Annotated in this window: 19 protein-coding genes; 15 read left to right on the forward strand and 4 right to left on the reverse strand. The window is 51.3% G+C overall.

The annotated features are described in order from the left end of the window. Positions 1-4: 4 nt before the first annotated feature. Complete coding sequence (gene trxB, locus J2T14_RS26010) at positions 5-946, reverse strand: thioredoxin-disulfide reductase (protein WP_307475606.1); 942 nt, start codon at positions 944-946, stop codon at positions 5-7. 138 nt (positions 947-1,084) lie between these two features. Here trxB and J2T14_RS26015 point away from each other — a divergent pair, with 138 nt between their 5' ends. The 6 genes from J2T14_RS26015 (at position 1,085) to J2T14_RS26040 (ending at position 8,177) form a co-directional block, all read left to right on the forward strand. Continuing rightward, positions 1,085-1,759: a response regulator transcription factor gene (locus tag J2T14_RS26015; RefSeq protein WP_307206441.1), complete on the forward strand. Its 675-nt coding sequence runs from the start codon at positions 1,085-1,087 to the stop codon at positions 1,757-1,759. Continuing rightward, positions 1,759-3,156, forward strand: coding sequence for a sensor histidine kinase (locus J2T14_RS26020; protein ID WP_307475609.1), 1,398 nt, complete (start codon positions 1,759-1,761; stop codon positions 3,154-3,156). The genes J2T14_RS26015 and J2T14_RS26020 overlap by 1 nt, the downstream gene beginning before the upstream one ends. Before the next feature lie 65 nt (positions 3,157-3,221). Then, on the forward strand, positions 3,222-4,100 hold the full coding sequence (gene galU, locus J2T14_RS26025) for a UTP--glucose-1-phosphate uridylyltransferase GalU (protein WP_307475612.1): 879 nt from the start codon (positions 3,222-3,224) through the stop codon (positions 4,098-4,100). Between the two features lie 339 nt (positions 4,101-4,439). Then, positions 4,440-5,540: an extracellular solute-binding protein gene (locus J2T14_RS26030; protein WP_307475614.1), complete on the forward strand. Its 1,101-nt coding sequence runs from the start codon at positions 4,440-4,442 to the stop codon at positions 5,538-5,540. 235 nt (positions 5,541-5,775) lie between these two features. Then, positions 5,776-7,038, forward strand: a complete 1,263-nt coding sequence (locus J2T14_RS26035; RefSeq protein WP_307475616.1) for an FxLYD domain-containing protein — start codon at positions 5,776-5,778, stop codon at positions 7,036-7,038. Between the two features lie 11 nt (positions 7,039-7,049). Beyond that, positions 7,050-8,177 carry a S1C family serine protease gene (locus tag J2T14_RS26040; RefSeq protein WP_307475618.1) on the forward strand — a complete coding sequence of 376 codons (1,128 nt, stop codon included), beginning with the start codon at positions 7,050-7,052 and terminating at the stop codon, positions 8,175-8,177. A gap of 83 nt (positions 8,178-8,260) precedes the next feature. On the opposite strand, the gene J2T14_RS26045 is transcribed toward J2T14_RS26040, so the two are convergent. Continuing rightward, a complete protein-coding gene (locus J2T14_RS26045; protein WP_307475621.1) occupies positions 8,261-9,004 on the reverse strand; it encodes a hypothetical protein in 744 nt (247 codons plus the stop codon). A gap of 150 nt (positions 9,005-9,154) precedes the next feature. Beyond that, complete coding sequence (locus tag J2T14_RS26050) at positions 9,155-9,766, reverse strand: superoxide dismutase (RefSeq protein ID WP_307206435.1); 612 nt, start codon at positions 9,764-9,766, stop codon at positions 9,155-9,157. A 354-nt stretch (positions 9,767-10,120) separates the two neighbouring features. On the opposite strand from J2T14_RS26050, the gene J2T14_RS26055 reads away from it, so the two are divergent. From J2T14_RS26055 to J2T14_RS26095, 9 genes are all read left to right on the forward strand, one after another. Then, on the forward strand, positions 10,121-10,543 hold the full coding sequence (locus tag J2T14_RS26055; RefSeq protein WP_307206434.1) for a GNAT family N-acetyltransferase: 423 nt from the start codon (positions 10,121-10,123) through the stop codon (positions 10,541-10,543). A gap of 110 nt (positions 10,544-10,653) precedes the next feature. After that, on the forward strand, positions 10,654-11,211 hold the full coding sequence (locus J2T14_RS26060; protein WP_307475623.1) for a DUF402 domain-containing protein: 558 nt from the start codon (positions 10,654-10,656) through the stop codon (positions 11,209-11,211). Between the two features lie 2 nt (positions 11,212-11,213). Continuing rightward, the gene (lepB, locus tag J2T14_RS26065) at positions 11,214-11,792 is read left to right on the forward strand and encodes a signal peptidase I (RefSeq protein WP_307475625.1); all 579 of its coding nucleotides are present in this window, start codon (positions 11,214-11,216) and stop codon (positions 11,790-11,792) included. 77 nt (positions 11,793-11,869) lie between these two features. After that, entirely contained in the window at positions 11,870-12,304 is a 435-nt protein-coding gene (rnhA, locus tag J2T14_RS26070; RefSeq protein WP_307475628.1) for a ribonuclease HI, read from the forward strand. Between the two features lie 3 nt (positions 12,305-12,307). Next, the gene (gene queG, locus J2T14_RS26075) at positions 12,308-13,444 is read left to right on the forward strand and encodes a tRNA epoxyqueuosine(34) reductase QueG (RefSeq protein ID WP_307475630.1); all 1,137 of its coding nucleotides are present in this window, start codon (positions 12,308-12,310) and stop codon (positions 13,442-13,444) included. A gap of 115 nt (positions 13,445-13,559) precedes the next feature. Next, complete coding sequence (locus J2T14_RS26080) at positions 13,560-13,778, forward strand: YneF family protein (RefSeq protein ID WP_307206429.1); 219 nt, start codon at positions 13,560-13,562, stop codon at positions 13,776-13,778. 50 nt (positions 13,779-13,828) lie between these two features. Further along, the gene (gene folE / locus J2T14_RS26085; protein WP_307475632.1) at positions 13,829-14,422 is read left to right on the forward strand and encodes a GTP cyclohydrolase I FolE; all 594 of its coding nucleotides are present in this window, start codon (positions 13,829-13,831) and stop codon (positions 14,420-14,422) included. A gap of 326 nt (positions 14,423-14,748) precedes the next feature. Next, positions 14,749-15,936, forward strand: coding sequence for an ABC transporter ATP-binding protein (locus tag J2T14_RS26090; RefSeq protein WP_307475634.1), 1,188 nt, complete (start codon positions 14,749-14,751; stop codon positions 15,934-15,936). Positions 15,937-15,941: 5 nt separating this feature from the next. Then, complete coding sequence (locus J2T14_RS26095) at positions 15,942-17,231, forward strand: ABC transporter substrate-binding protein (RefSeq protein WP_307475636.1); 1,290 nt, start codon at positions 15,942-15,944, stop codon at positions 17,229-17,231. 67 nt (positions 17,232-17,298) lie between these two features. Here J2T14_RS26095 and J2T14_RS26100 read toward each other — a convergent pair whose 3' ends face one another. Then, the gene (locus tag J2T14_RS26100; RefSeq protein ID WP_307475639.1) at positions 17,299-18,381 is read right to left on the reverse strand and encodes a Fe-Mn family superoxide dismutase; all 1,083 of its coding nucleotides are present in this window, start codon (positions 18,379-18,381) and stop codon (positions 17,299-17,301) included. Between the last annotated feature and the right edge of the window lie 71 nt (positions 18,382-18,452).

Raw genomic sequence — 18,452 nt, forward strand, 5'->3', positions numbered from 1 at the left:
AATCTTAAGAATTGACGGTTTCGTGAGTGAGCGATTCCAAGTATCTCTCGCAATCCAGTGCCGCCATGCAGCCGCTGCCTGCTGCCGTAATCGCTTGGCGGTAGTTGCGGTCTTGTACGTCGCCGCAAGCGTAAACGCCAGGGATGTTCGTCTCGGAAGTGCCAGGCTTCACGATAATGTAGCCTTGCTCATCCGTATCGATTTGGCCGCCCAGGAAGCCGGTGTTCGGCGTATGGCCGATCGTAACAAACAGGCCGTCCGTCTCGAGCAGCTCTTCTTGGCCCGTCTCGTTATTGAGCACTTTAAGGCCTTGAAGGCCCATGCCGTTCGCCACGACTTCAACCGGCGTACGGTTCAAGCTCCATACGATTTTATCGTTGGCGCGCGCGCGGTCTTGCATGATTTTCGAAGCGCGAAGCTCATCGCGGCGGTGAACCAGGCGAACCTCGGAAGCGAAGCGAGTCAGGAACACCGCTTCCTCCATAGCGGAATCGCCGCCGCCGACAACGATGATTTTTTTACCGCGGAAGAAGAAGCCGTCGCATGTAGCGCAAGTGCTGACGCCGCGTCCGATATTTTCTTGCTCGCCCGGAATGCCCAGGTATTTCGCGGATGCGCCCGTGGAGATGATGATGGACTCCGCTTGCATCTGTCCGATTCCTTCTACGTCAAGCGTGTAAGGGCGTTTGCTGAAGTCGACGCTCTTTACGGATCCAGTCTTAAACGTTGCGCCGAAGCGCTGTGCTTGTTTGCGCATGTTGGACATCAGCTCGCTGCCAAGAATGCCTTCAGGGAAACCCGGGAAATTCTCGACCTCTGTCGTTGTCGTCAATTGGCCGCCTGGCTGCCAGCCTTCAATTACGAGCGGCTCCATGTTGGCGCGTGCTAAATAGATAGCTGCCGTTAATCCGGCAGGTCCTGTACCGATAATAATTGTTTTATGCATAGTCGTGATCCTCCTGTATTAAATCTTAATTTAAAATTATTATAAACTGTAACCAATGTCAATACCGTTCATCTAACGTTCATGTTCATGTAGTATGATGACTATGACATACTGGCAATCGGATGGGGGGGATTGGCTATGCCCAAAATAGTTGTAGCGGACGACGACGCGAATATTCGCGAGCTTGTCGGTCTTTTTTTGAAACGGGAAGGGTTTCAGATCATTGAGGCGGTCGACGGCGTTGATGCATTCGATAAGCTGGAAGCCGTGAAGCCGGATATGGCCATTATTGATATTATGATGCCGCGAATGGATGGATGGGCACTGTGCGCAGCGCTGCGCGAGAGCTATGATATACCGCTTCTTATGCTGACGGCCAAAGGGGAGACGACGCATAAGGTAAAGGGCTTCGAGCTCGGTGCGGACGATTATATGGTGAAACCGTTCGACCCGCCGGAGCTTGTGGCGCGCGTGAAGGCGCTGCTGAAGCGGTATCGCATTGCGTCGTCCCATTCGGTGGAGTTCGGCGGCGTTACGATGAACCAAGCGGACTTTCAGATGAGCGCAAGCGGCGAGAAGATTACGCTCCCGCCGAAGGAGTTCGAGCTGTTGTTCAAGCTGGCAAGCTACCCGGGCAAAACATTTTCCAGAGATCAATTGATCGAGCAAATATGGGGGATGGATTACGCGGGGGATGAACGAACAGTCGATGTACATATTAAAAGGTTGCGTGACCGTTTTCCTGAGGAGAAATATCGGTTCCGCATTGTGACCATTCGCGGTCTCGGTTATCGATTGGAGGAATGCGGATAATGCGCAGCTTATATTTTCGTATTACAGCGACGTTTCTTCTTATTGTAATCATTAGCATTGGAGTCGCCTTTTTGTTCACGAATCAAATGTTCAAGAGTGACGCGAGAGGTCAGCTTCCGGGACAAATAGACAGCGCCATTGAGCGGATCGAGCAGCTCTATGCGGTTTCCGCGCCTGCCTCGATGGAACAATTTCTGCAGGAAATGTCCAAGCAGCTTGGGCAAAACATCGTTGCCATTAGCGTGAGGGGAACTTTGGTTAGGGCGGGCGAGGGCAGTGAGCGGTTAATGGGCCAAATTACGCGGGAACAGCTATCGAATGTGTTGGGCGGATATCGTGTCAGTGTCAACGTCAACAGGACGGAAGAGGAGCGACCGCCTGCGCCGTTCGCCATTGGGCGGTTAGTGCGGCTCGGCAATATGAACTGGGCGATGTTCGTCCAGCCTAACCGGTTTCCGCAGAACAGCAACTTTATATGGACGGCAGTGACGCTGCTTGTGACGCTGCTTATTGTGGGAAGCATTCTTATCCTGGTAGCGGCCAGATATTTGGTCAAGCCTCTGAAGCTGATGACCTCTGCAGCCAGAAGGATGGCGGAAGGGGACTTCACGGTAAGGCTGCCCGCTCGAAGAGGAGACGAGCTTGGGGAACTGGCGGACGGCATGAACAAAATGGCGCTCAGTCTGTCTCAGCTTGAGATGATGCGTCAGGACTTCGTCTCGAACGTATCTCATGAAATTCAGTCGCCGCTCACGTCGATCGGCGGCTTCGCGGAGGCGCTCCGCAGCGAGGAGTTGACGGAGAAGGAGCGGAATCGTTACGTCAGCATCATTAAGCAGGAAAGCACGAGGCTGTCCCGCCTGAGCGAAAACTTGCTTAAGCTGGCTTCGCTCGACTCGCAGCAGCATCCGTATCACCCTGCATCGTATAGACTTGACCGGCAGCTTCGAGACGTCGTGCTTGCCTGTGAGCCGCATTGGGTAGCGAAGCGGCAAACCGTCGAACTGATGATGGAGGAGACAGTCCTTACAGCCGATGAGGACTTAATTAGCCAAGTATGGTTCAACCTGCTCGCTAACAGTATGAAATTTGCGCCGGAGGGCGGTAAAATATCGTTCCAGCTGACGGAGAGGGACGACAAGGCGACTGTCCGTATATCAGATTCGGGCGTAGGCATTGCCGAGGAGGATCGGGAACGTATTTTCGAGCGTTTCTACAAGGCCGACGTATCGAGGGATCGAAGCCAAGGCGGAAGCGGACTAGGCTTGTCCATTGCGAAGAAGATTGTTGAGATTCACGGCGGTTCGATCATGCTGGATCCGGAAGCCGATCAGAACGTGGGAGCGTGCTTTGTCATTCAGTTGCCTCTGTGCCCTTTGTCCGAAGGGGTTGGATAATCCTGTAAATAAGGTTAAAATGAAGTAATGCGATTTATAACCTTAGAGAGGGGCTTCGATCACAAATGGACAAGCGTATTCGTAAAGCGATTATTCCGGCAGGCGGACTTGGCACGCGGTTCTTGCCGGCTACAAAAGCGCAGCCGAAGGAAATGCTTCCTATTATCGATAAACCGGCCATTCAATATATTGTAGAGGAAGCCGTTCAGTCAGGCATCGAAAGCATCATTATCGTAAGCGGACGGAATAAGCGGGCGATCGAGGATCATTTTGACAAGTCGGCAGAGCTGGAAGCCGAGCTCGAGGAGCGGGGCAACGAGGAGATGCTCGCGGTGGTGAAGGAAATATCGCAGCTGGCCGATATTTATTACGTTCGCCAGAAAGAGCCGCTCGGGCTTGGGCATGCGGTATTGTGCGCTCGTCGCTTCATTGCCGAAGAGCCGTTTGCCGTTCTGCTCGGCGATGATATATTGGTGTCGCAGCCGCCGTGCCTGCGCGACATGATCGACATCTATGAGCGTGATCGATCGTCGGTAGTAGCGGTTATGGAAGTGCCATGGGATCAGACGCATAAGTATGGCATCGTCGATATCGAAACGGGCGATAAGGTCGCGCGCGTTCGCGACATCGTCGAGAAGCCGCTGCCCGGACAAGCGCCTTCCAATTATGCGGTCGTCGGCCGGTACGTGCTCGATCCGGCTATATTCGATTTGCTGGAGAGGGCGAAGCCCGGCAAGGGCGGTGAGATTCAGCTCACGGACAGCTTGCAGGAGCTGAATCGAATCTCCTCCTTGTCGGCGTACCGCTTCGACGGCAGGCGGCATGATGTTGGCGATAAGCTCGGCTTCGTGCAAGCGACGATCGACTTCGCGCTGGAGCGTGACGATCTATCGGCCGACGTGAAGCGTTATTTGCTGAAGCGATTGAAGCTGACTAATCTATAGCATGCAAGTGAGACTGCCTAAGTTAAGGCGGTCTTTTCTTTTGGAAAAAAGCGCTGTGGGGATGCGTGGAAGACAGGTCAACAATTACTTACCTGTATTTTTTTAGTTTTAGAAACAATCATTTGTAAGGTGTCAAATCAAGAAATTGACGGGTTGTTTTTATAATGATCGACCTGTAATATTTATCTTTAAATTACAAATATTGATCAGTCTTCCGGAATTCCTTCCGGCGTATACGCTGACGAGCACTTGGAGAAGCAATTCAAAGATACTGCATTTCAGTTCAATGAGTTCCACACGCCGTTTATTATTGCTCCTCCAGGGCAAAAAGATTTGTTTGTGAAACTTAAATCGGGGGAAGTTCCAGATCTTATCGTATTTAACAGTCGGTTTCTTCCGCTTTTATTAGAAATCGACTATTTGGAACCCATACATGTCAAAAAGGAATACGACCTTGATATACATGAATCGGCGCTTGCGGACATTCGATCATTCGCACCCGATAGTGAGTTGTATGCACTGCCATTAGGGCAAAATGTTACAGGATTGTTTTATAACAAAGCGATATTCGATGAGATGAATGTCCCCTACCCTACAGATGGAATGACTTGGGAAGATATTACCGTACTTGCCGAAAACGTTTCGAATCCGAAGAAATGGTCAGCGCTAGATATAGCCGATTACGACCTCGCTGCGAGCCAACTATCACTTCGTTTATTTGACCCTGAAACGGAGCGGGTTGATTACGAATTGGATGCGTGGACGGAGATGGAGCATTTTGTGAAAAAGCTAAACAGTCTCCAAAGTGAGGAGAAGAGAGACGGAAAATCCCCAAAGAACAGTAGCATGTCCGCATTCGCAAGTGGCAGAACGGCTATGGTAGCAGGCTCATTGTATGACGATACGCAATTGAAGCAAGGTTTTTATGATCAAGAGAGCAATTTGACTATGAACCATGTGGAATGGGATGCCGTCAGCTATCCTGTATTCAGTGACGAGAAACTGCTTGCGCCGGCAAAGCAAACGCTATATATCGGAGTGCCGGGTGCGGCGATGAATAAGGAGGAAGCTTACAAGGTGATGATTTATCTGTTGTCGGAGGAGGTGCAGGCCGACAATATGCGTAAAGGGCTGGCAAGCTTGCGGACCGACTCCGTATCCATTGTGGATCAATTCGGGGAATCCTCGTCACTGTTATCGGGCAAGTCAACAGCTTCATTTTTCAAAACGACGACGCAAGCAGGAGCGTTCGAACCGAGCCTTGACGATTATTTCGGTATGGGGCAGCGGCTAGAAGAAGTAGTTAGCTCATCGACTTTTTTAGCCGATCAAACGTTGCAGGGGGCAAAAGAAAATCTCCGCAGCGAAATTTCGGATTATTGGAACAAACGGTCGCGATTTATTGAAGAAATGAGGTCGAAGACTAGCAAGATGGAATAACTTCATATAACGAAGCTGCGAGTGCACAAAAGTTCGCCTGCCATGTCACGTGGTAACGGACGGTTGCGCTCGTATTTTTTTTAATTGCATAACTTATATGGCTGTAGACTTGTAAAAATTTCATTTCCCAACTGTTGGTATAAAACATATAAGTCATGTAGAATAGAGTGAAGTAGATTGCTAGGGAAAGAAATAGCGAAATAGAGAGAGAACATACTGCTGGGAGTTGAAGGAAGTGCATTGCCATCAATGCGGGAAATTACAGCCAGAGGATGCTGTTTATTGCAATAAATGCGGCAAACAGCTGCTTATAGAAGCTGTTGAGCAGTCACCAATAGCAGCCATAGATGCCGTCATCGATACAATAGATAATGAATCGGCTGTCGGCGCGGAGCTGAGCCATTCCCATATACATATACAACAAGACGTAGTAGTAACCAGGCAGCGCAATGGAGGCAGTTGGTGGATGTGGTTGACCCCAGTGGCGCTAACTGTTATAGCGGCAGCAGCAGTGACCGTCTATTACGGCTATGAGTCTCGGCTGAACGATAAGGTTATTATACTGCAGCAGCAGGCAAGAGAAGACGCATTGGCAGGCAAATATGATCAAGCGCTGGCATCGCTGGAAGAGGCTGCTCTATTCCGACCGGATTTTGCTCCTGTGCAGGCGGACAAGGGCATTATTAAGCTTGCAGCCGGTTATGAAGGATTACTGGAATCGGCTAAAGGACATTTGGCGGATGGCAAGCTGATCGACGCGGAGCGCCTGCTTATACAGGTTAAGGAAGATCTGAAGGACACGGTTGAGCCTATCTTCGGCAAATCGAAGGAACTGCTCGATACGCTAAGCAGCGAGCTTGCACTGCAGAAGCTGACGCAGGAGCTCGATACGTCTACGACAATCAACGAGCTGGCTGCCAAGCTTAATGTGGCCAGCGGGCTTGAAGGCGATGAGGCGACGGCCGTACGCGAACAAATTAAGGCGAAAATCGTAGATATCGGTTATGAGGAAGCGGAAAGTCATCTTAAGAAGAAAAAATACAACGACGCCATGGATGCCGTTGACAAGGCGCTTCTCTATGTTAGCGACGATGAGCGGCTGCTTGGGTTAAAAAGCAAAATTTCCGGCGCGAAGGCTGAGTACGAACAAGCGGAGCAGCAGCGTATTGAGCATGCGATGCAGAAAGCAGCCGAGGAGGATCTGAAAAATCAGACGGCTGCGGTGGAAGTCGTCCGAATCGAAGGGACCCTAGATGAGTTCGGCGTTCTGAACATTCACGGGGAGCTCAAAAACGCGGCCACGCGTCCGATCTATACGGTCGTGGTCGAATATACCGTATACGACGCCCAGCAAAACAAGATCGGCACGGGTACAGCCGAAGCGACGCCGGACTACATTGAACCGGGCGAGGCCATGAGCTTTAGCGGTACGGTGTACGGAGTTTACGTTGAAAATACAACTGTTGTCGTGGATCATGCGACATGGTATCTGGACTAGGAGGCGATAGGATGCGGACGGGAGCATGGATGAGCCTGATCGCCTCTTTTTTCATTATCGGAGGTGCAGGCATCGCGGCATGGGCGGTACGCTCCGAGGTGCCTAAGCAATTGACGGGAGCACCGATGCTTGCGATCTCCGACGATAGCAGGTCGAAGGGGTCTAAGACGCTGAAGGATATTATTTTTGAGACACAGAAGCTTGTCGTTATGATCGAGACAGAGAACGGCACGCAAGGCTCGGGCTTCCTTTATAACGAGCAAGGCGATCTCATTACGAACGCCCATGTCGTTGCAGGAGCACAGGATGTGAAGATCAAGACGGCAGATGCTCGCGAGCTGGAAGGCGAGGTCATCGGTATAAGCACGGAAACCGACGTCGCGGTTGTCAGAGTGCCGGGTCTGGCAGGCCTTGAGCCGCTTGAGCTGGTGCGGGATCAAAAAGCCGAGGTTGGCGATGATGTGCTGGCGGTCGGAAGTCCGTTAGGATTTCAAAATACGGTGACGACCGGCATTATAAGCGGCCTGGGAAGAAGCTTCGAGATTGAACCTTACAAATATAGCGATCTCTATCAAATCTCCGCTCCGATCGCTCCGGGTAACAGCGGCGGACCACTCGTCGATCAAGCGTCCGGAGCGGTGCTTGGCATCAACTCAGCGGGAATCGAGCAGGGCTCGATCGGATTCAGCATTCCGATCGTTAATATCATCGAGATGGCAGAGGAATGGTCCAAGCAGCCGATGGCCGAGCTGCCGGCCCTCTCGTTCACGGACGATTCGGATTTAATGCCGGAGAAAGCTTCGATGGAAGAGTATGCGGAGTACTTGGTGACTCATTTCTACGACAGCTTGAACAATGCCGATTATGTATACGCGTATTCGCTGCTCGGCGGCAATTGGAAGGAAGGCACGAGCTACGAGAAGTTCCGCGAAGGATACATACCGACACGAAATGTCGTTATCGACGACATGATCGTGAAGACGAGCGATACCGATGAAGCGACGGTTACGGCGATCATATCGGTAGACGAGCGTGTCGACGGCAAATATGTGCTAAGCAAGTATCAAGTTACGTATCGCGTCGGATATGAAAATGACATATTGAAGCTATTAAGCGGCAAGGGCAAAGTAATCGGTTAATTGCCGTCTGCGAAACAAGAGCTCGAAGTCAGCGTCCGGGGAGACGCTCCTTCGAGCTCTTTGTTTGCTGCTCCAAGCAGCAACTATTGCTCAGAGTGGCCGACGTTGGTTGTTTCCTGTTCCTCGTCTTCGCGAAGAAAAGGCGTGTAGATCAGATCGATGCCGACAGCATCATAAGGCTGCAGCGGGAAGTTTAACAGCGTCGAAGGGATGACGCGTCCGTTCAGCCTCAACCGGTAGCTGACGCGTCCGCCGATGCGAATGCCGTTAACGGCATAAATAAACCCGTTCGGCGTAAATTGGACAGCGCCTGTTTGGGCAAGTGCCCAATAAATCGATATTCCCGGGCGATACGGTACGAAATAACGCTGTGTTACGTACGGGAATGCCGCGCCGCCGTTAATGATTACGGTGACGTACGCTTGAGGCCCCGGAGGGAACGGCAGCGGGAACGGAATCGGCACCGGGAATGGGAACGGGAATGGAGGGCGAGGCGGCGGGAACGGCCCCGGCCCTGGCGGGAACGGCCCCGGCCCTGGCGGGAACGGCCCCGGCCCCGGCGGGAACGGCCCTGGCCCTGGCGGGAACGGCCCTGGCCCTGGAGGGAACGGCCCCGGCCCCGGCGGGAACGGCCCTGGCCCTGGCGGGAACGGCCCTGGCCCTGGAGGGAACGGTCCCGGACCTGGTGGAAGTCCGCCCGGACCAACTAGTCCGCGGTCTCTGGCTACGCGCGGCCCGCCGCAGCCGCAGTCGCCGCCCGCGGTTGCCGCTTGCCGTGCGTCCGCATAGTACTGCTGCTCGTTATAGTTGCCATAAGTATCATACATGCTAGCATCCAATCTCCTTCATGCAGCCGAATAGGCAAATGTCTTGATGTATCCTATGCGGCATTAGCCTATCCGGTGTAAGGAGCTTGCAACAAAAAAACGGCACTGCCCTCAGAAATGAGAACAGTGCCGCTCTTCGATTAGCAACGATTACTTAACAGCAGCTTCGTAACGTTTGCCAACTTCAGCCCAGTTTACAACGTTCCAGAACGCTGCAATGTAGTCGGGGCGTTTGTTTTGGTAGTTCAGGTAGTAAGCATGCTCCCAAACGTCCAGTCCGAGGATTGGCGTTTCGCCTTCCATGATCGGGCTGTCTTGGTTAGGCAAGCTGTATACTTTCAATTTGCCGTTAGCAACCGCAAGGAATGCCCAGCCGCTGCCGAAACGAGTAGTTGCCGCTTTCGCGAAGTCGGCTTTGAAAGCTTCGAAGCCGCCAAGCTCGCTCTCGATTGCCGCTGCAAGAGCTCCTGTAGGAGCGCCGCCAGCGTTCGGCGCGATTGTTTCCCAGAACAGGCTGTGGTTAGCATGGCCGCCGCCGTTGTTGCGAACAGCCGTGCGGATGCCTTCCGGTACGCTAGCCAAATCGGAGATCAGCTCTTCGATCGATTTGCTTTGCAGTTCGGGAGCGGACTCAAGTGCCGCGTTCAGGTTCGTCACGTATGCGTTGTGGTGACGGCCGTGGTGGATTTCCATTGTAGTCGCATCGATGTGCGGCTCAAGCGCGTTGTGCGGGTAAGGCAATGCCGGTAGTTGATGTGCCATTATTATTACCTCCTAAATATATGTAACTTCTCAATTCCATTATCCCTTATCGGATTGAATAAATCAACATTATTGTTGCAAAAGTAGGATGCCCAAAAGAGCGTCTCCCAGCAACCATCATAGCGTAACACAGAAGGGACTCGAATATTCAGGGATTAGGTCCATTAACGTATTTTTAACATAAAAAGATATAAAATGAATGAAAACGCTTTATATAAAGCGTTTTCAAGAGAAAAACGAAGATTTCTTTAATTTTTATAAGGAATTTCGAAGATTTTAGAAGGAATTCGTATGATTTTGTCGTATAATATTTGAGAAGCAGCACTATGACAAGAAATAGAAGGTGTTAATTTAATGAACGTACGTTCCTTCCAGTTGTCCGATTACAGACCGATTACAGCTCTTCTCGAAGAAGTGTTAACCGAGGAGTGCTACGAACAAACGATGGAAGCTTTTGCACGTCAATTGTCATGGGATAGCGATTTGGTTCTAGTCGCTGTCGAAAATTCCGAGATTGTTGGAATGATTATCGGAACGATCGATAATAACAAAGGTTATTATTATCGGATCGCCGTATCGCCACAGCATCAACGGAGAGGAATAGGCAAGTCGCTTATCCAAGGGCTGCGTCAGCGCTTCGAACAGCGTCATGTTACAAAGATACTCATTACCGCGGACGAGCACAACGAGCCGGTATTGCCGTTATATGAGTCCATGGGCTACGCGTCCAACGACTTTTTCCGGTCATTCCAGAAGCTGAGCATCGTAACGGGTTAACGCGGATTTACTGCAATCATAATTTGTGCAGGGGCATATCTGCATCGCCATTGCTTTTGGCGGTGAGATATGCTTTTCTTATTACTATAGACAGGTGTGAGGAGAACGGTATGGTACGATACATGCACTGTGTTATCAAGAGCTTCAAGCATAACGGCCACATCCATCGTACATGGCAGCGTAATTGGCTCGTTCCGAGCGAGCTTCTCGTTCCGGAACACCGGGAAGAGTCCATGATCGTTCTTATTAATAGACAGACGCCGATACAGGAATCGGACGGCAAGTTATGGATTAGCCGAGTTCCCGCCGTCTCCTTCTTCATACCCGGCATTTGGTATAACATCGTCGCGCTTATTGAAGAGGGCGGCATACGCTATTATTGCAACATCGCCTCGCCTCCTTATTTGCAAGGGGACGTGCTGACATATATCGATTACGACCTGGATGTCATTCGCACGACCGACGGAGGATGCTTTGTCGTCGATCGGGATGAATATGAGCTTCATAGCAATCTTTATCATTATCCGCAGATGGTGGACGACAAAGTACAAGAAGGACTATCCTCCTTGCTGTTGAGAATAGAACGAGGACAAGCGCCTTTCCAAGATGAGCAGATAGCAGCCTACTACGAAGCGTGGTTGCAGGCAAACGGCGAGGTGGAACAATGACAATGGCAGATTCGGAAACATCTCCATCCTCCAATATGGGCAATAGCAATAAACGGACTTGGCGTTCCGAGGCCTGGGATTGGCTGAAGACGCTTATTGCCGCATTCGCGGTGGTCCTTATCGTCCATTTTTTTGTATTCAACTTATCTACGGTAGAGGGTCATTCCATGGAGCCGACGCTGGTCGATAATGAATGGCTGTTCGTCAACAAATTCGTATATTTGGTCGGCAAGCCGAAAGTAGGCGACGTCGTCATATTGAAGGAGCCAGATGAAGGAAGCGGGGACAAGAAGTTTCTCGTTAAGCGCATCATCGGCGTTCCGGGCGATCGGATCGAGATCTACGATAATCAGCTGTACCGCAATGGAGAACTCGTCACCGAGAATTATATCGACACATCTATAGAAGGCATGAATTACGGTCCAAGCGTCGTGGAGGAGGGGCGGTACTTCGTTATGGGAGACAACCGTCACTTGCAGGCGAGCTTGGACAGCCGAATATTCGGCACTGTACCGCGAAGTCTGATTCAAGGCAGGGCGGATTATATTTTATGGCCCTATCACAAAATACGCGGATTGTAGAAAAAGCGAAAGCGTAAATCCGCGCTAAGCATAAGTAAAGCATTCCACTCGTTTAGAACTTGGGAGGTAGAACATTAATGAAGGAAGTTATGATCTATACCGACGGAGCCTGCTCCGGCAATCCCGGGCCTGGCGGCTGGGGAGCGGTGCTCTTCTACGGATCGAAGCAGAAGGAAATTTCCGGCGGAGAGAAGCATACGACGAATAACCGGATGGAAATTCAAGCGGTCATCGAAGGCTTAAGCTTGTTGAAGGAGCCTTGCACCGTCAAGGTCTACAGCGATTCGGCTTACGTCGTCAATTGCTTCCAGAAAGGCTGGATAAACGGCTGGCTTCGCAACGGATGGAAGAACAGCAAGAAGGATCCGGTGGAAAATCAGGATTTATGGAAGGCGCTATGGGAGCTTATGAAGACGCATACCGTCGAATACGTCAAAGTCAAGGGTCATAGCGACAATGAATGGAACAATCGCTGCGATGAGCTTGCGCGCGAAGCGATCCGCAGGCTGTAAGCGATGAACGATCGGTGGAGCAAGCTGAAGGAAGAGATGAAAGCGGCGGCGGCCGAGCTCGGCATCGATAAGATCGGGGTCGCATCGGCTGATCCGTTCACGGAGCTGAAGCAAATATTAGTACGCCACCGCGAGCTCGGCAGGGAATCCGGCTTCGAGGAGAAGGATCTCGACAAGCGGACGAACCCGGCGCTCCTGTTCGACAACCCGCAATCGATCATCGCGATAGCGGTTGCGTACCCGTCCAAGATGGACAACCCTCCGAAGTCGGAACGCGGCGCACGACGCGGTATTATGTCCCGTTCCTCTTGGGGAGAAGATTATCACCGCGTATTGCGCGACCGGTTGGCGCGGCTGGAGGCTTGGCTGCGCGAGCGCGTGGAAGGTCTGCGAGTGGAGAGCATGGTCGACACGGGAGAGCTCGTCGATCGTGCGGTAGCGGAGCGCGCCGGACTGGGCTGGAGCGCGAAAAACTGCGCGGTTATTACGCCGGAATGGGGCTCGTGGGTATATCTCGGCGAGATGATAACGAATATCCCGCTGCCTCCCGACGAGCAAATGACCGATCAGTGCGGTTCCTGCACCATATGCATCGATGCCTGTCCTACGGATGCGCTTGTCGGGCCGGGACAGCTCGACTCAAGCAAGTGCATTTCGTTTATTACGCAGACCAAAGGGTTCGTTGAAGAACCGATTATGCGCAAGATAGGCAACCGGATATACGGCTGCGATACATGCCAGACGGTATGCCCGAGCAATAAGGGGAAGAACTGGACGCATCAGCCGGAGCTGCAGCCCGATCCGGAGCTTGTTATGCCGCTCTTAGAACCCCTGCTCTCGATGAGCAACAAGGAGTTCCAAGAACGGTATTCGCGCAGTTCGTCCGCCTGGCGAGGCAAGAAGCCGATTCAGCGCAATGCCGTCATTGCGCTTGGCAATTACAAGGAAGAGTCCGCCGTGCCTGAGCTTGTGAAGGTGCTTGAGTCGGATACGAGGCCGGTGCTTCGCGGAACGGCGGCTTGGGCGCTGGGACGAATCGGGGGAGCAGAGGCGAGAGAGGCTCTTCTTGCGGCATTTGAGAGGGAGAGCGACGAGGAAGCCAAGGCTTATATCGCCAAGGCGATCGATGCTTTGCGATAGGGCGGAATGCTAGAGATTGAAAATGATGGCTGTTCATTGCGAACAAAGGGCGAACATGCTATCATGAATGAAATTATTACAGCAGGAGTTAGAAAGGGTCGGGTGACATTTTTTTATGTGGTTAAACATTGTACTTCCTATCGTTACATTAGTGGTCGGCGCAGTTGGCGGTTTCTTCGTCGGCGTATTCTATTTGCGCAAGCAGCTTGAGAAGATGCAGAATGACCCAGAGATGATACAAAAGATGGCCAAGCAGATGGGCTATAACTTGAATAAGCAGCAAATGAACCGCGCGCAAAACATGATGAAAAATCAAAAGTTTCCTCGTAAATAAAGGCATTTGTTCGGGAGTTAAGAGGAATGATCCGGAAGGAGTGACCATACGTGGCGGGAAGGAAAGATTACGTCAATACAAAGGTAACGAGCAACCGGGAGCAAATCGAATACCACGTAAAAGAGATATTGAAGCTGGTAGGCGAGGACGTGGAGCGCGAGGGACTGCTGGAGACACCCGCGCGCGTCACTCGGATGTATGAGGAAATATTCGCGGGCTATGAGGTTGACCCCCGGGAAGTGCTGGGCGTTACGTTCGATGAACAGCATGAGGAGCTAGTCATTGTCAAAGACATTGTGTACTACAGCCAGTGCGAGCATCATATGGCGCCTTTCTTCGGCAAGGCCCATATCGGGTATATCCCGAGCGGCAAGATCGCCGGGCTTAGCAAGCTGGCGCGCCTGGTCGAAGCGATTACGCGCAGACTGCAGGTGCAAGAACGCATCACGTCGCAGATTGCCGACATTATGGATGAGGAGCTTGCACCGCATGGCGTTATGGTCGTCGTCGAAGGCGAGCATCTGTGCATGTGCGCACGCGGCGTGAAGAAGCCGGGCAGCAAAACCGTCACCTCGGCGGTGCGCGGCGAGTTCCGCAGCAACGCTGCGCTGCGCTCCGAGTTTCTTGCGTTGTTGAAGCAATAGAATCCCAATATCGGTATAATAGTTGAAACGGGTCGGCGGCTCTCTTATAAGGGAGCCGCCGACCCGTTTTTTATCGCATTATGCTTCATTAAAGAGATAAATCGCAATGGATAAACCGATTACATTAATTTACATAAAGTGACTAACCTCGACAAGTTATTCGAATCAACATGGGGAATCATTGTAATTATCTAGAATTTGTAAGGTTGATTGAATATTTAGTATAAAATAATATAAATATTGTAATTAAAGAATTGTTAATTCCTTTTTTGGATTTTCGTCGAATTTCGTTGTTTCTAAATATGCAAGAAAGAGAGTTTGTCTATTTGTTTGAGTTGCTCACCAATTGTTTTGCGGCAAAGGAGCTTCGCATTTATCGTTTAGCGCCTGCTTTCTTAAAGGAATGGGGCGAATACTATTGGAAAAACGCGCATGAACAAAGAAAAGTAGACAGAAAGTCGATTAGCACGCGCTCGGGTATCGATGGTTGGAACACGCTGTCTTTACTTGCCTACTCCGTATACGTGCTGTGGGTGTGCTATTCCAAGAAATTGTCGCTCGGCACGTTTGTAGCCGTGTCACAAATTATAGTGTCGACGCAATCGCAAATGAAAAATGTAGCCTACAGTTTATCGCAATTTTATGCAGAGAGCATGATTATTCAACAATTTTTTACGTTCATGGATACGGAAGAGGAACGAACTGCTCATGAAGAACTCGAATTTGCCGGCAAGGTGCAGGAAGGCATTACGGTCAACAACCTTTCCTTTGCCTATCCTGGCAGCACGAAGCCGGCGCTGAAAAATATATCGTTTTGCATTAAAGCAAACGAGACTGTCGCGGTCGTAGGGGATAACGGAGCGGGGAAGAGCACGCTCATTCATTGCCTGATTGGTCTTCATCAAAGCTACGAGGGCAGTATTACTTATGACGATGTTGATTTAAAGGAAATCAATGTCGCTTCATTCAAGAAACGCGTATCGGCAGTATTTCAAGATTATGTACACTATCACGGAAGTATCAAAGAAAATATCGGCTTTGGAAACGTGGAGCTTATGGATAATCTCTCGGCGATTGAGGCGGCAGCCGGCTTATCCGGCGCATCCGAATTTATAAGTCGATTGCACAATGGCTACGATGCGCTGGTAGGGGCGGGATTTCAGAATGCACAGGAGTTGTCGATAGGCCAATGGCAGAAGCTTGCGCTCGGCATGGCGTATTTTAATGACGGCTCGATTGTCGTATTGGATGAGCCGACTGCATCGCTGGATCCTAATGCCGAATCGGAGCTATATCGCCAGTTCAAGCGGCTGTCTGAAGGCAAAGTAACGTTTCTCGTATCCCATCGGTTAGGTAGCTGCCGTATAGCGGATTGGATTTTGGTATTAAAACAAGGGGAACTGATCGAGCAGGGCACGCATGACGAGCTAATGAAGTTAGGCGGCGACTATAAACAGATGTATGAATCGCAAGTCGAATGGTATTTACCAGACGAAAGCTGTAAGGGGGCGTAATCTTAATGAGAAGAATAGGAAGAACCATTATCAGTGTATCAATTGTCTTACTGTTGTTCCTCTCGGCATGCCAAAATAATACCGATCCGGTGGGGGATGAGGAGAGGCTGTCGGGCAAGCTGCGGATTGCGATCAATAGAGGCACAATTATTGGAAGCGGGTATGTACATCCTCTTGATGAATCCACAAAGGGACCGATATACGATAAATTGAGAGGCATCCTGAAACAGCATCCCGATCTGGAGATCGAGCTGATCGATATTAGTTTCATGACGGATGAGCCTTCTACGATTCCTCAAGAGCCGTTGCCCGACATTATCGAGGTAGTGCCTTATCAGATCCAGTGGGTTGCCGGTGTTGACGAATTGGAGAACCTTGATCCTGTCGTGCAGATATCAGGATGGAATGAGTCATATGCGAAGCTGGTCGACCGGACGAGGTTGAACGGAACGGCACGCATGCTTCCCATAAAGAGCGAACCGATGATTGTTTTTTACGATGAGCGGGTATTTGGCCAGCTGAATATTGCGGTACCGCATGAGGGCTGGACGTGGGATGATTTCGTCGCGGCGTCGGAGAAACTGAACGCGGAAGGCTACGTTACCGATATTCCCGATGAGTTCGATGCGGTAGAGCACATCATTAAAGGGCTTGGAGGCGCTTATACTTCGGAAGACGGCACTCGCTTCATCCAATATTTGGACAGTGAATCGACGGTATCCGCATTCGAGCGATATGTCTCGGATATGCGCGTTCAGCAATTCAATGGGGTGAACAAGAGCAGCCCTATAGCGCTAGGAATGGGGAGGCCGTCCGAGCTGTATTCCCTGTTGGATGAAAATATCGATCTCCGAATAACTCGAATGCCTCTGTTTGCAGATGGAAACCGGTATAATACGATGCTGACGACGGGGCTGGCGATTGCGGCCGATTCGCCGAACAAGAGCGCGGCAGTGGAACTGCTGAAGGCGCTGGCCGGCGACAATGAAGATGAAGCGGTGCGCTTCGCGAATTACAACGCGCTTGCGATGAAGAACCCACGTTATAATGACAAACCGCTCGTGCAGCAAGACGAGCTGCTTCGTATCATGAAGCTGGAGACGGCGGATTCCGTGCCTGCAACGTTCCAGTTGAATCCGGAGGCTGTCAATCATTACGGCATTCTTAATAAGCGTCCTAAAGAATTCGCAGAAGTTTTCCCGACGTTGTTCGAGCAAGATTCCGCCGAGCCAACGCTTAAGAAGCTTTCGAGCATGATAGAGACGCTTTTCCAGGCTCAAAGAGGCAATTGGTAGCAAATCACTAATCAAGGGGAGGCCCCGACGCTCTGTGTGAACGGAGCATCGGGGCCTTCTGATGCGTTTAATCGTTAATTAGCCGCCAGACAAGCTGGGCCGCATCCTCGAAGCGCTCGTTCACGTACGGCCAGTAGACGACGCTCCACCAATCCTTGATATAGTCGGGGCGCTTGTTCTGATGCTTCAAATAGTAGGCGTGCTCCCACACGTCCAGCGGAAGCAGCGGGATCGCATCCCATTGCGATAAATTCTGATGCTTCTCCGCGGTTAAGATTTCTAGCCTTCTGCTGCGGGGGCTCCATACGAGGATGGCCCAGCCGCTGCCCTCGACCTTAGCTGCCGCTTCGCTGAACTGCTTCTTGAAAGCTGCGTAGCTGCCAAAATCGTTCGCGAGCTGCGTAGCGATCGGGCCTGCGGCATCGCCTCCGCCATGGGGAGACATGACGCTCCAGAACAGCGTATGGAGGTAATGCCCCGCTCCGTTAAAGGCAAGCTCGCGCTCCCAATGTTTGACGAGGTCAAAGTTGCCGGTATCGCGGGCGATCTGCAGCTGCGTCTCGGCTTTATTGAGACCGTCTACATACGACTTATGATGAATGTCGTGGTGAATACGCATCGTTATCTCATCGATATAAGGCTCTAAAGCGTCATAATCGTAAGGAAGGGGCGGCAACGTATGCCCGCCGATCGGCACTTGGGCAAGCGGAGAGCGCAGCTCGCGGTTGCCTGGGCTGTTGGCGGCTTGCCTGTATGCGCCGACTAGCCCGCGATAGTAATTCGTCTCGCGGATGGAATGGGCGATAATCGTCCGTGCGCTCTGCGGCGTATTGCCGCCTAACAGCTGTTCAAGCTGTTCGACATAGCGATGGGATTGCTCGAGCGCGGTGTCAATGAGCGCATCGACGGTATGTTCGGCATGCTCCGGCAATCGGGTAGGATGGGGAAGCCATGATTCCAGCCATTGATTGGCGTATTGCGCCGTTCCGGCAAACACGGGCTCCCACGACTGCAACAAGCCGGCATATTGCAGGTCCAGATATGGAGCGCTTTGCAGGATGATGGCGTTATGCTCTTTCTCTTGCATTTTCCAGTGACGGACAAGTTCCATTGCTCTTACAGGCATCAGTTTGCCATAAATAAAAAGCACGGCCATCGCCTCCTATGTGCTGCAACTATAGAATGCATCTAAGGTAGATGTATTCGTCGCATATAGGGGTT

It is taken from the genome of Paenibacillus harenae (assembly GCF_030812415.1).
Taxonomy (GTDB): Bacteria; Bacillota; Bacilli; order Paenibacillales; family Paenibacillaceae; genus Pristimantibacillus; species Pristimantibacillus harenae_A.

What these genes read in the sequence shown, in the direction of transcription:
- J2T14_RS26095 (WP_307475636.1), top strand. Translation starts at nt 15,942, where the DNA reads ATGAGAAGAATAGGAAGAACCATTATCAGTGTATCAATTGTCTTACTG.
- J2T14_RS26055 (WP_307206434.1), top strand. Translation starts at nt 10,121, where the DNA reads ATGAACGTACGTTCCTTCCAGTTGTCCGATTACAGACCGATTACAGCT.
- trxB (WP_307475606.1), bottom strand. Translation starts at nt 946, where the DNA reads ATGCATAAAACAATTATTATCGGTACAGGACCTGCCGGATTAACGGCA.
- rnhA (WP_307475628.1), top strand. Translation starts at nt 11,870, where the DNA reads ATGAAGGAAGTTATGATCTATACCGACGGAGCCTGCTCCGGCAATCCC.
- galU (WP_307475612.1), top strand. Translation starts at nt 3,222, where the DNA reads ATGGACAAGCGTATTCGTAAAGCGATTATTCCGGCAGGCGGACTTGGC.
- J2T14_RS26060 (WP_307475623.1), top strand. Translation starts at nt 10,654, where the DNA reads ATGGTACGATACATGCACTGTGTTATCAAGAGCTTCAAGCATAACGGC.
- J2T14_RS26040 (WP_307475618.1), top strand. Translation starts at nt 7,050, where the DNA reads ATGCGGACGGGAGCATGGATGAGCCTGATCGCCTCTTTTTTCATTATC.
- lepB (WP_307475625.1), top strand. Translation starts at nt 11,214, where the DNA reads ATGGCAGATTCGGAAACATCTCCATCCTCCAATATGGGCAATAGCAAT.
- queG (WP_307475630.1), top strand. Translation starts at nt 12,308, where the DNA reads ATGAACGATCGGTGGAGCAAGCTGAAGGAAGAGATGAAAGCGGCGGCG.
- J2T14_RS26015 (WP_307206441.1), top strand. Translation starts at nt 1,085, where the DNA reads ATGCCCAAAATAGTTGTAGCGGACGACGACGCGAATATTCGCGAGCTT.
- J2T14_RS26045 (WP_307475621.1), bottom strand. Translation starts at nt 9,004, where the DNA reads ATGTATGATACTTATGGCAACTATAACGAGCAGCAGTACTATGCGGAC.
- J2T14_RS26050 (WP_307206435.1), bottom strand. Translation starts at nt 9,766, where the DNA reads ATGGCACATCAACTACCGGCATTGCCTTACCCGCACAACGCGCTTGAG.
- J2T14_RS26020 (WP_307475609.1), top strand. Translation starts at nt 1,759, where the DNA reads ATGCGCAGCTTATATTTTCGTATTACAGCGACGTTTCTTCTTATTGTA.
- J2T14_RS26080 (WP_307206429.1), top strand. Translation starts at nt 13,560, where the DNA reads ATGTGGTTAAACATTGTACTTCCTATCGTTACATTAGTGGTCGGCGCA.